We start from the raw sequence: 12474 nt of genomic DNA, 5'->3' as shown, positions 1-12474 counted from the left end.
CCAGCCAATACCCGTGTGGTTGTCAGTGGCTGCGGCCATACTGACTGGCCGGGTACTTCGTCGCCCGCCCCGCCGGGCGGGGCGGCACCGGCCGTCAGTGACCGAGGGGGAGGTCTTGTGTCAAACCCGCCGACCGGGAGCGCCGCGCCGCAGTCGCCGCCCGCGCAGCCGTCCGGGCACCCGGGGCCTGCCGGGCCGCCCGGCCGGCCCACGGGCGAACTCGCCCCGGCCGCCCCCCTCGCGGCGGGATTGGCGCCCCGCGGCAAGGCATGGCACGAGGGGCTCGACCGGGTGCGGACGGCGGCGACCACCGAGCCGGGCCGGCTGCGCATCATCGGGGCCGTACTGGCCGTGCTCGTCCTGGCGTTCGGGGCGGTGACGGCCTGGCAGGTCACCGAGCGGGCCACCGCCGCGGACTCCGTGAAGGACCGCAGCCAGCCGCTCAGCGCGAACGCCGCGGACATCTACCGCTCGCTGGCGGACGCCGACGCCACGGCGGCCGGCGGCTTCCTCGCGGGCGGCCAGGAGCCGCGCGAGGTCCGCCTCCGGTACGAGCGCGACATCGGCCTCGCCTCCGAACTGCTGGTGAAGGCCGGGGCGAACGCCGGCGGCTCGCGGGCCGCGCGCGATCAGATCACCAAGCTGAACCACCAACTCCCCTTCTACACGGGATATGTCGAGTCGGCCCGGGCCAACAACCGGCAGGGCCTGCCGCTCGGCGGCGCCTATCTGCGGTACGCGAGCGAGACGATGCGCGGCGAACTCCTGCCCGCCGCCTCCAAGCTGTACGAGACGGAGACGGCCCGGCTGGACTCCGACTACGGGGACGCCAAGTCCTGGCCGTGGGCGGCGACCGGCGTCGGCCTGCTGGCCCTGGGCGCGCTCGGCTGGGCCCAGCACCGCAACTACCGCCGTACGAACCGGGTGTTCAACCAGGGGCTGCTGGCCGCGACCGCCGCCTCCACGGTGGTGCTGCTGTGGCTGGTGGTCGGCCACTCCCTGGCCCGGTCGGGGCTCGACGAGTCCTCGGCGCACGGCGCCCAGTCGCTCCACGTGCTGAACGAGGCGCGGATCGGCACGCTCCAGGCCCGTGGCGACGAGAACCTGACCCTGGTGGCCCGGGGCGCCGTGCTCACCCCGGACGGCGACGACGCGTACGAGGTCAGCTACAAGGCGGGCATGCGCAGGCTCGTCGGCTCCGGCGCCGACGGCGCGGCCGCCCCGGACAGCCTCCTCGACCGCGCGGGGGACCTGGCGGACGACCCGAAGGGACGCGCCCCGGTGGCCCGGGCCCTCGACGACGTACGGGAGTGGCAGCGGCGGCACGCGGACGCCCGCGCGAAGGACGACAGCGGGGACTACGAACACGCGCTGCCCAAGGTGATCGGCGCGAAGAACAGCACGGGCGAGTCCTTCGACCGGGTGGACGACGAGCTGGCGGCCGCCGTGCGGCACGAGCAGGGCGAGTTCGACCGCGCGGCCGGCGACGGGCGCGGGGCGCTGGAGTGGATGGCGGCCGCCGCCGTCGTACTGGCCGTGCTCGGCGCGGCCGGCACGGTGCTCGGCATCGGCCGCAGGCTCTCGGAGTACCGGTGACAGGGGGCGTGGGGATGCGAGCGGGCGAGACGGGGACGGGCGGCTCCCGGACAGGCGGAACGGGCTCCGGCGGCTCCCGGCCGCGCCGTGCCCGCCGCGGGGCCGTGCTTACCGCGGGTGCGGCGGCGGTGGCCGCCGCGATCGTGGCGGCCGTCTTGAGCGGCACCTCGGGCGACGCCGTGAGCGGGCGGGGGACCCAGGCGCGTACGGCCGGGGCGCATCCGGCCGGGGCCGCGGCGGAGGCGCCGCCGACGTGCGAGCACCCCGAGGCGAGCCTCAGTCCGTCGAACATGGTCGGCCCGGCCGTACAGCGGATCAAGGACCGTGGCCGGCTGATCGCCGGTGTGGACCAGAACAGCTACCGCTGGGGGTACCGCGACCCGGCGTCCGGCCGTCTCAGCGGCTTCGACATCGAGCTCGTACGGGCCATCGCCAAGGACATCCTCGGCGACCCCGGCAAGGTCATCTGGCTCTCCATCCCCACCAACAAGCGGATCGACGTGCTGCGCGACAAGAAGGTGGACCTCGTCGCCCGCACCATGACGATCAACTGCGAGCGCATCAAGCAGGTCGCCTTCTCCACCGCCTACTTCGAGGCCGGCCAGCAGGTGCTGGTGCCCAACGGATCGACGATCACCGCCTTCGACGACACGCTGAAGGGGAAGAAGGTGTGTACGGCCAAGGGGTCCACCGGCGAATCGGAGCTCAAGAAGGAGGCGCACGGCGCCGAGGTCCGCACCGTCCCCAACCAGCTCGACTGCCTGGTGCGGCTCCAGTTGGGCCAGGTGGACGCGGTGGTCACCGACAACGCGCTGGCGGCGGGCCAGGCGGCTCAGGACCCGTCGGTGAAGCTGGTCGGCAAGCCCTTCACCACGGAGCCGTACGGAGTGGCGATGAACCTCGGAGACGAGGATCTGGTCCGCCGGGTCAACAAGGTGCTGGAGGACTACCGGCGCGGGGGCGAGGACAGCCCGTGGATGCTGGCGTACCGGAAGTGGCTCGCGAAGGGCCTCACCGGGATCAAGAACCCGGCGCCGCCCAAGCCCCTCTACAAGGACTAGCCGCGGCAGCCGGACCGCGGCGGCGGGTACGAGGACGGACCGCACAGGGACTCCACGGTTACGAGGACTGGACACGGCAAGGACCGGGCACAGCAGGAACGGACACGGACGCAGCACCGACGCGGCGGCCCGACGGGAATGAACCGGCGACGCGCGGCATCCGCCGCGGACAGGAGAGGTGATCGATGGCGGTCTCGGGACCTACCGGGCCGGCCCTGAGCCGTGAGGAGGCGGACCGTGCGCTGGCCAGGCTCGGCGCCGAACACGAGGCCGTCGAAACCTCGCTTCTCGCGCTCCAGGACCACGCCGGCCGCAGACTGCTCGAAGGCGCGGAGCTGACCGGCGCGACCAAGAGCCGGTGGGAGGCCACCGAGCCGCTCATCACCCTGCTGTGGACGTATTTCGACGCGTACACCGCGGCCCTGACCGAGGCCCGGGAGCTGCGCGGCCGGCGCCGCTGGCCCACCCAGAGCGAGCTGGCCGACCTCACCGAACTGCTGCGGGGCGCCTGCGTCACGCTGCCGGACACTGGCGCCCCGACCGGTACGGCGCTGCTCAGCGAGCGGCTGAGCCTCCAGGAGCTGGTCGCCCGGATGAACGGGTGGTACGCCCGGTCCCTCGACGTCGTCGTCACCGCCGACGCCGTGTGGTCCGCCCTGCCCGCCCGGATAGACCTGCTCTCCGCCGAGCTGGGGCGCACCCGCTCGCTGGCCCACTCGGTGGGCGTGCGGCCCGGCGAGCACCCCGCCGGCGACGACCTGGAGCAGATCACCCAGGAACTGACCGCGCTCCGCGCCGAGGTGATCTCCGATCCGCTCTCCTTCTGGTCCGGCGCCTCCCCGAGCTCCGCGCCCGGCGGCGGCCGCCCCGACACCGAGCGCTACGACCGGGCGGCCCGCGCCCTGGAGGACGTCCGGCGCGAGATCGAGGCCGTGCTGGCGGTGCGGCAGGACTCCGAGCAGCGGATGATGCAGCTGCGTGACGTACTCTCCCGCGCGGACCGCACTCTGACCGAGGCGCGGCAGGCGCGCGGCGAGGTCCTCGCGAAGATCGCCGCGTCCGTGGTGCCCGCGGTCTCCGGGCCGCCCACGACGCTGCACGAGCAGCTCGCGACAGCGGCCGACTACCGCCGGCGCTCCCAGTGGCACCGGCTCTCCCCGCTGCTGGACTCGCTGGAACAGCGCGCCGAGGACGAGTTGCTGCGGGCCCGCGAGTCGCTGACGGCGGTCACCGCGCCGCTGGCCGTACGGGCCGAGCTGCGCGGCCGGCTCGACGCGTACAAGGCGAAGGCCGCGCGGCACGGGATGGCGGAGGACCCGCTGCTCGTGGAGCGCTATGACGCGGCCCGCCGGATGCTCTGGAGCGCGCCGTGTGATCTGCTGGCGGCGGAACAGGCCGTACTGCGCTATCAGCGGGCCACGGCAGAAGTGCTGGTGCCGCGTCAGCCGGGCCACGCCGACCACAAGGGGGAACCGTCGTGAAGGGACGCGGCGCGCGGGACAGCGCGGCGGCGGGCGAGTGGGTCGGAGGGCGGATATGAACACCTGTCAGCGGCCGGGCTGCGAGGGCTCGTACGAGGATGTCGGCGGCGGCGAGCTGTACTGCGGCGTCTGCGGGCTCGCGCCCGTCGTCTCGCCCGACGGCATGGTGACTTCGCCGCCCACCGGCGTCGCGGCGGGCGGCAGGTCCCGCGGCTCCGGCAGCGGCTCGTCGTCCCGGAGCGGACCGCGCTCCGGCCCCGACTCCGGCTCCGGGTCCGCTTCCTCTTCGCGGTCCTCCGGTTCACCGTCCTCCGGGACGTCCCGGTCCTCGACCTCGCGCCGCTCGGTCTCCGGGCGGCTCTCACGCTCCCTGTCGGGGGCCGCGACCGCCCGTTCGGTGTCGGTGCGCAGCTCGCAGTCGGTCGCCTCCGCGTCCGGCCGCAACAAGCTGGGCGCGGGCCTGGTGACCATTCCGGCGGTGCCGCGCCCCGATCCGCGGTCCGCGGTGCTGGAGCGGCCGGAGGTGCCGGAGCGCAAGCGGTTCTGCAGCAAGAGCGACTGCGGGACGCAGGTGGGGCGTTCGCGGGGCGACCGGCCGGGCCGTACGGAGGGGTTCTGCACCAAGTGCGGCCATCCGTACTCTTTTGTACCGAAGCTGCGGTCGGGCGACATCGTGCACGGTCAGTACGAGGTGGCGGGGTGCCTGGCGCACGGCGGCCTCGGCTGGATCTATCTGGCGATCGACCGCGCGGTCTCCGACCGCTGGGTGGTGCTCAAGGGCCTGCTCGACACCGGGGACGAGGACGCGCTGGCCGTCGCCCTCTCCGAGCGGCGCTTCCTCGCGGAGATCGAGCACTCCAACATCGTCCGCATCTACAACTTCGTGGAACACCTCGACCAGCGCACCGGCTCGCTCGACGGCTACATCGTGATGGAGTACGTGGGCGGCAAGTCGCTCAAGGAGATCGCCAACGAGCGGCGCGCGGTGGACGGCCGGCGCGACCCGCTGCCGGTCGGGCAGGCGTGCGCGTACGGCATCGAGGCGCTGGAGGCGCTGGGGCATCTGCACAGCCGCAACCTCCTGTACTGCGACTTCAAGGTCGACAACGCCATTCAGCAGGAGGACCAGCTCAAGCTCATCGACATGGGCGCGGTCCGGCGGATGGACGACGGCGACAGCGCGATCTACGGCACGGTCGGCTACCAGGCCCCGGAGGTCGCGGAGGCCGGCCCGTCCGTCGCCTCCGACCTGTACACGGTCGCGCGCACGCTGGCCGTCCTCACCTTCGACTTCCAGGGCTACACCAGCGTCTTCCTGGACGTGCTGCCCGACCCCGAGCACATCGAGGTCTTCTCCCGGTACGAGTCCTTCTACCGGTTGCTCGTACGGGCCACCGACCCCGATCCGGGGCGGCGGTTCGGTTCGGCCGAGGAGATGGCGGACCAGCTGACGGGGGTGCTGCGCGAGGTCGTGGCGCTCCAGACGGGGCAGCCGCGGCCCGCGCTGTCCACGCTGTTCGGGCCGGAACTGCGGGTAGTGGACACGCGGTTGTTCGCCGAGCGGGGCGGCGACGCCTCCTCGCTGGGCTCCCGCCCCGGCACCCGCGCGGGGCGCAAGGCGGTGGCGGTGGCCGCGCCGCCGCTGCTGCCGGCCCAGCTGCCGCCCGCCGGCGCGCATCCGGGCGCCCCGGCCGCCTCCCACGCGACGTCGGTGACGATCCCGGAGGCCGCGGCGCCGCCTGAACCCGCGGCCTCGGGGGCGCCGTCCGTCGCGCGGATCGACGCGCGCGCCACGGCGCTCGCCCTGCCGGTGCCGCACGCGGCGCCGGGCGACCCGAACGCGGGGTTCCTCGCCGGGCTGCTCGCCTCCCAGCCCGCCGAGCTGCGCGCGGCGCTCCAGGGCGCCCCCGGCGACTCCCCGGAGCTGCGGCTGCGGCGCGTACGGGCCCAGCTGGAGCTCGGCGAGGTGCGGGAGGCGTCCGAGGCGCTCGCCGAGCTGGAGGCGGGCCACCCGGACGACTGGCGGATCATCTGGTACCGCGGGCTGCACGCGCTGTCCGTCGGCGACAACGAGACGGCGGCGCTCTCCTTCGACGCCGTCTATGACGCGTTCCCGGGCGAGCCCGCGCCGAAGCTCGCGCTCGGGATCTGCGCGGAGGTGCTCGGCCAGCTCGACAACGCGGCCGAGTACTACCACCTGGTGTGGGCGACCGACCCGAGCTATGTCAGCGCCGCCTTCGGCCTGGCCCGGGTCCGGCTCGCCGCCGGGGACCGGACGGGCGCGGTGCGCGCGCTGGAGTCCGTACCGGAGTCGTCGATCCACTACACGGCAGCGCGCGTCGCGGCCGTACGGGCCCGGCTGCGGCAGCGCGCGGCGCGGGACCCGCTGCTGGACGATCTGACGGCCGCGGCGGAGCAGGTCGAGCGGCTGCGGGAGTTCGGGCTGGACGCGGTGCGCCGCGAGCAGCTCTCCACCGAGGTGCTGGGCAGCGCGCTCGACTGGGTGCTGTCCGGCCGGCCGGGCGCGCCGCCCGCCGCGCACGGCGCGCCGACGCTGCTCGGCTGCGGTGTGGACGAGCGCGGGCTACGGTTCGGGCTGGAACGCTCGTACCGAGTGCTCGCGCGCCTCGCCCAGCGCGGCGAGGAAAGGATCGAACTGGTGGAACGGGCCAACCGCTTCCGCCCAAGGACATGGGTGTGATCGATGTCGCAGATGCCGCAACTCCCGCAACTGGCGGTGTGCCCAGAGTGCGCGGAACCGCTGGAGGCGGGTGACAATTTCTGCGGCGGGTGCGGGGCCGACCTGTCGGCCGGCGCCCCGGCGGCCGGGGAGCGCTCGGCCGCCTCGTCGAACGGCGCCGCCCGCGCCCAGCAGGGCTCGGCCCCGTACGGGCGGGGCCCGTACGCGCAGGCCCAGGACTCGCACGCTCCGTATGCACAGGCTCCGGACTCGCAGGCTCCGTACGCGCAGGCCCCGGACTCGCAGGCTCCGTACGCGCAGGCCCAGGACTCGCACGCTCCGTACGCGCAGGCCCCGGGCTCGCAGGCTCCGGAGGACTATCCGCTGGCGGCGCCCGCGGCCGACGCGGGCGCGGCTCCGGAGGGCGGCGCGGGCCGGGGCCCCGCAGCGACGAACGGCGACACCGGCACCGGCCGACCGGACGGGCAGGCGGCCGGGACGCCCGGCGGCGGCGTGAGCGACCCGAGGGAAGGCGTCATGGTCGGCGGCGGTCCGCGCGGGCGCCAGTGCGGCGCGTGCCGCGCCGGAGTGATCGACAAGGACGGCTACTGCGAGCACTGCGGACACTCTCAGCCGCGCGAACGGGACCATATGGAACAGGAACTGGCGGACGTGGCGGCGGTCAGCGACCGGGGGCTGCGGCACCACCGCAACGAGGACTCGTTCGCGCTGTCCGCGGCGGCGCTCGCGGACGGCGCCCCGGCCGTGGTGGCGGTCGTCTGCGACGGCGTGTCCTCGGCGACCCGGCCCGACGAGGCGTCGGCGGCGGCGTCCGTCGCGGCGCGCGCCTCGCTGGTCGAGGCGCTGCCGCTGGGCACGCATCCGCAGCAGGCCATGCACGACGCGCTGCTCGCCGCCGCCGAGTCGGTGGGGGCCCTCGCCGAGCCCGTGAACCAGGCGCGCGAGCACGACGAGCACCGCCACCAGAACGCCCCGGCCTGCACCATCGTGAGCGCGGTGATCGGGGCCGGGGTGCTGACCGTGGGCTGGATCGGCGACAGCCGCGCGTACTGGGTGCCCGACGACCGCGCCACCCGCGCGGCCCGGCTCACCGAGGACGACTCCTGGGCCGAGCAGATGGTGGCGAACGGACTGATGTCGCAGGCCGAGGCGTACGCGGACGACCGGGCGCACGCCATCACGGGGTGGCTGGGCGCGGACGCGTACGAACTGGAGCCGCACACCGCTTCCTTCACGCCGGACCGGCCGGGTGTCGTGGTGGTCTGCACCGACGGGCTGTGGAACTACGCCGAGTCCGCCGAGCAGATGGCCGCCGCGGTGCCGCTGGACGCCCGTACGCGGCCGCTGCACAGCGCGCAGTTCCTGGTGGGCCACGCCTTGGACGGCGGGGGCCACGACAACGTAACAGTGGCGGTCCTGCCGTTCCCCGGACCGTCGTAGGGGGCAGGATCGGCCTGAGCCCTTCTGCAAGGGGCTGACGGGGGGAGCACGCGCGGGCGTCCGGGGGGACGCCGCGCGTCCGTCCGCTCGCCTACTTTCCGTGTCTACGCAGGTGGAGAGCCGAGGAGCGGATCAGATGGCCACCTTCTCCAAATCGAACGTGCCGCAGTTCTCGGTCGAGGTCTACCAGAACGAGTACCTGCCCGAGGGCGGCCGCGAGGTGAGCGCGATCGTCACGGTCACCGCCACGGGCGGCGGCACCACCGGCGGGATGGCGCCTCCGTCGGGGCCAGAGAGGCGGACGGTGACGGGGGCGGCGGACCGGGCCCCGGACGCGGCCGTCGTGATCATGGTCGACTGCTCCGGTTCGATGGACTACCCGCCGACCAAGATGCGCAACGCGCGCGAGGCGACGGCCGCCGCGGTGAGCACGGTGCGCGACGGCGTCGCCTTCGCCGTCGTCGCCGGTACGCACCAGGCGAAGGAGGTCTATCCGGGCGGCGGCCGGCTCGCGGTGGCGAGCACGGCGACCCGGGCGCAGGCCAAGGACGCGCTGCGCAAGCTCAGCGCGGGCGGCGGCACCGCGATCGGCACCTGGCTGCGGCTGGCGGACCGGCTGCTGGGCTCCGCCGACTTCGCCATCCGGCACGGCATCCTGCTCACCGACGGCCGCAACGAGCACGAGTCGCCGGAGGATCTGCGCAACTCGCTGGACGCGTGCGCGGGGCGGTTCACCTGTGACGCGCGCGGCGTCGGCACGGACTGGGAGGTCAAGGAGGTCACGGCGATAGCCTCGGCGCTGCTCGGCTCCGCCGACATCGTCGCCGATCCCGCCGAACTGACCGCGGACTTCACGCGGATGATGGAGTCGGCGATGGGCAAGGAGGTCGGGGACGTCAGTCTGCGGCTGTGGACCCCGCAGGGCTCCGAGGTCGTCTTCGTCAAGCAGGTCGCGCCGACCGTCGAGGAGCTGACGGACCGGCGTACGGAGTCGGGGCCGCGCTCGGGCGACTATCCGACGGGTTCGTGGGGCGACGAGTCCCGCGACTACCACGTCTGCGTACGGGTGCCGGACGCCGGCGTCGGCCAGGAGATGCTGGCGGCGCGCGTCTCGCTGGTGCTGCCCGACGCCGCCGACGGCAGCGGCCCGCGGCCGCTCTCGCAGGGGCTGGTACGTGCCGTGTGGACGGACGACCTGGCGGCGTCGACCTCGATCAATCCGCAGGTCGCGCACTACACGGGCCAGGCCGAGCTGGCCCGCGTCATCCAGCAGGGGCTGCACCTGCGCAAGTCGGGGGACATCGACGGGGCGACGGCGAAACTGGGCCGGGCCGTACAGTTGGCGGGCGCTTCCGGGAACGAGGGAACGGCGAAATTGCTCGCGAAGGTGGTGGACGTCGTCGATGCGGCGACGGGTACTGTGCGATTGAAGGCGAAGGTCACGGAGGAGGCGGAGATGACGCTGGAGACCCGCTCCACCAAGACGGTTCGCGTCAAGAAGTAGCGCCCAGCGGTCGTCGGCGAGCTCCGGCGGCTTGGCGACTTCTTGCGGTCCCAGTAGCGAAGAACGGCAACAAACGGCACAAGAGGGGGAATCAACCGACATGCCGACCTGCCCGAACGGTCACCAGTCGGCGGCCGAGGACTGGTGCGAGGTGTGCGGCCACCGGATGTCGGGGACGCCGATGTCCGAGGGCGCCGCCCCGCCGCCGCCTCCCGGCTCTCCGGCCGCGCCGCCCCCGCCCGGTTCCCCGCCGCCGCCTCCCGGCACGCCGGGCCCTCCCGGCACTCCCGGCGGTGGGTACGGCTACCCCGGGCAGCCGCCCGCGACCGGCCCGGACGCCGCGGGCCAAGGCGAGCTGTGCCCGCGGTGCGGTACGCCCCGCGAGTTCCAGTCGCCGTTCTGCGAGGAGTGCCGCTACAACTTCCTGACACACACGGCGCACTCGCACACACCCGCCTCGTACGCGCCGCCACCCACGCCGGGTTTCCAGTCGGCTCCGCCGCCGGTGCCGCCGACGCCGTATTCGACGCAGCCGCCGCAGAGTTACGAGTACCACGGCTCGCGCCCCTCCCAGATCAACCGCTCGGCCGAACCGCTGTCCCAGGAGCCCGAGCCGGAGCGGCAGAGTCCGCCGCCCGCCCCCGCGTTCGGCGGCGGCGGTGACGACGACTGGGTGCTGCCCCCACCGATCGCATCGGCGCCGGTGGCCCCTCAGCCCTCCTTCGGCGACGACTTCCCGAACGCGAACGCGCAGGCCCCCGCCGCGACGAGCCCGCCCCGGCCGCCGTACGAGGCTCCGCCGTCGCCGTACGAGCCGTCGCCGTACGAGCCGCAGCCGTTCCCCGGTCAGCCGTCCGGTCAGCCGTCCGGCCGGCCGTTCGATCCGGACTTCGCGTCGGAGAGCGACGGCTATCGGAGCGGCGCGGCCCCGCTCGCCCCGCCGCAGCCGCCGCCCGGATCCGCCCCGTACGGGCCCGGCCAGCCCAGTCCGTCTCAGCCCGCGCCCTCTCAGCAGGTGCCCTCTCAGCCCGGCCCCGATCCGTACGGTTCCGATCCCTACGGTTCCGCGCAGCCCGAGCCGTATCCGCCGGGCGCGGACCCGTACGGGCAGAGCGGGCACGAGCAGCAGGGCCCGTCGGCCGGCGCCGAGACCTGGATCGCGGTCATCGCGCCGGACCGCGAGTACTTCATGGCGATGATGAACCGCAGCGGCCCCGAGGCCACCGGGCTCAACCTGCCCGCGTACTCCCCCGAGCAGCAACTCCCGCTCAGCGGCCACCAGGTCACCATCGGCCGCCGCCGCCACAGCACCGGCGAGTCCCCCGACATCGACCTGGCCCGGCCGCCCGAGGACCCGGGCGTCTCCCACCAGCACGCCATGCTCGTGCAGCAGTCCGACGGCAGTTGGGCGGTGGTCGACCAGGACTCGACGAACGGCACCACCATCAACGGCGCCGAGGACCCGATCAAGCCGTATGTCCCGGTGCCGCTGCGGGAGGGCGACCGGGTGCACGTGGGGGCCTGGACGACGATCACGGTGCACCGGGGCTGACCCGGCCGCCCGCCGGGCCTCCGCCTCAACCGGCGGGGCCCAGCGGCCAGTTGTACGGACCGTCCGGGCCGTCCAGCCAGGCCCACTGCCGCGCGCCGCGTACCGTCACGCCGAAGCGCTCACGCCCCGGTTCGCCGGTGGCCCGCCATACGGCGAGGGCCTCGACGGGGTCGAGCCGGCCCGCGGTGAGGGCGAGCAGGAACCGGAAGTCGTCGTCCCGCGGCAGTCGGCGCGGCAGCCCGCCACCGCGGGCCGGGGGCACCACGCCGCCGCGCAGCGGCACGAAGTAGGCCGGGGTGGCCAGGAAGGACCCCGCCGCGTGCTCGGCGTCGAGGACGCGCAACGCGATCAGTCCGGTGGCGAGCGGGGCGAGCACCAGGGCGTCGGGGCGGCACTGGGCGAGCCACGCGGGCGGTACGTACGTCAGGGCGCAGGTCGCCATGATCCGGTCGAAGGGGGCGCGGGCGGGGCAGCCGCGCGCGCCGTCCCCGGTGACGACGGCCGGGTGGCGGCCGGAGGCCGCGAGGTGGTTCCGGGCGGTCTCGGTGATCTCCGGGTCGAGGTCGACGGTCGTGACGTTCTCGTCACCGAGCCGGTGGGCGAGCAGGGCCGCGTTGTAGCCGGTGCCCGCCCCGATCTCCAGAACGGTGTGCCCGTCGCGTACGTCCAGGTACTCCAGCATCCGGGCCATCAGCGAGGGCTGGCTGCTGGAGGAGACCAGTTCGCCGTCGCGGAGCCGGGTGGCGAGCGGCGCGTCCGTATAGACCTCGGTGAGCCAGCGCTCCCGGCGCAGCGGATCGGGGTCCTCGCCCCACAGCCGTTCGTACCCGCCGACGACGCCCAGGTAGAAGTACGGCACGAACAGGTGGCGGGGCACCTCCTCGAACGCGGCCCGCCACCGGGGATCGGCGAGGGCCCCGCCCGCCAGCAGCTCGCGCACGAGGCCGGCGCGCAGGTCCGTACTCCGGTCCGTACCGCCCATGGGTCCACTGTGCGACGCGGCTCGCGCTCGCGCGACCACTGGGCACGGACAAGGTCCGGCCGCGCGCGCTCACGCCTCCTCTTCGCCCGCTTCGGGCCCCTTCTCCCGGGTGCTCGGCACGGAGGTCCTAGACCGCCGGTCCTCGGCCGGGGCGTCT

At 74.5% G+C, this 12474-nt stretch carries 9 protein-coding genes; 7 read left to right on the top strand and 2 right to left on the bottom strand.

The annotated features are described in order from the left end of the window. Positions 1 to 117 precede the first annotated feature (117 nt). The 3 genes from AC07AB_RS18730 (at position 118) to AC07AB_RS18720 (ending at position 4138) form a co-directional block, all read left to right on the top strand. Positions 118 to 1596: a hypothetical protein gene (locus AC07AB_RS18730; protein ID WP_478567768.1), complete on the top strand. Its 1479-nt coding sequence runs from the start codon at positions 118 to 120 to the stop codon at positions 1594 to 1596. Between the two features lie 14 nt (positions 1597 to 1610). After that, positions 1611 to 2657: a glutamate ABC transporter substrate-binding protein gene (locus tag AC07AB_RS18725; RefSeq protein ID WP_478567765.1), complete on the top strand. Its 1047-nt coding sequence runs from the start codon at positions 1611 to 1613 to the stop codon at positions 2655 to 2657. A 185-nt stretch (positions 2658 to 2842) separates the two neighbouring features. Beyond that, a complete protein-coding gene (locus AC07AB_RS18720) occupies positions 2843 to 4138 on the top strand; it encodes a hypothetical protein (protein WP_478567762.1) in 1296 nt (431 codons plus the stop codon). A gap of 66 nt (positions 4139 to 4204) precedes the next feature. Here the strand turns inward: AC07AB_RS18720 and AC07AB_RS18715 are convergent, their stop codons facing one another. Continuing rightward, positions 4205 to 4609 carry a hypothetical protein gene (locus AC07AB_RS18715; protein ID WP_478567759.1) on the bottom strand — a complete coding sequence of 135 codons (405 nt, stop codon included), beginning with the start codon at positions 4607 to 4609 and terminating at the stop codon, positions 4205 to 4207. Here AC07AB_RS18715 and AC07AB_RS18710 point away from each other — a divergent pair. From AC07AB_RS18710 to AC07AB_RS18695, 4 genes are all read left to right on the top strand, one after another. Beyond that, positions 4602 to 6839: a serine/threonine-protein kinase gene (locus AC07AB_RS18710; protein WP_478567756.1), complete on the top strand. Its 2238-nt coding sequence runs from the start codon at positions 4602 to 4604 to the stop codon at positions 6837 to 6839. The two genes, AC07AB_RS18715 and AC07AB_RS18710, sit on opposite strands and share 8 nt — an antisense overlap. A 3-nt stretch (positions 6840 to 6842) precedes the next feature. Then, entirely contained in the window at positions 6843 to 8279 is a 1437-nt protein-coding gene (locus AC07AB_RS18705; RefSeq protein ID WP_478567753.1) for a PP2C family protein-serine/threonine phosphatase, read from the top strand. Positions 8280 to 8415: 136 nt separating this feature from the next. Next, on the top strand, positions 8416 to 9783 hold the full coding sequence (locus AC07AB_RS18700; protein WP_478567750.1) for a vWA domain-containing protein: 1368 nt from the start codon (positions 8416 to 8418) through the stop codon (positions 9781 to 9783). 100 nt (positions 9784 to 9883) lie between these two features. Further along, positions 9884 to 11335, top strand: a complete 1452-nt coding sequence (locus tag AC07AB_RS18695) for an FHA domain-containing protein (protein WP_478567747.1) — start codon at positions 9884 to 9886, stop codon at positions 11333 to 11335. Between the two features lie 25 nt (positions 11336 to 11360). Here AC07AB_RS18695 and AC07AB_RS18690 read toward each other — a convergent pair whose 3' ends face one another. Then, positions 11361 to 12317: a methyltransferase domain-containing protein gene (locus AC07AB_RS18690; RefSeq protein WP_478567744.1), complete on the bottom strand. Its 957-nt coding sequence runs from the start codon at positions 12315 to 12317 to the stop codon at positions 11361 to 11363. Between the last annotated feature and the right edge of the window lie 157 nt (positions 12318 to 12474).

It is taken from the genome of Streptomyces sp. NPDC044033, assembly GCF_056434425.1.
The sequence above is the reverse complement of the archived record's forward strand: the minus strand, read 5'-3'. Positions and strand labels throughout refer to the sequence as shown.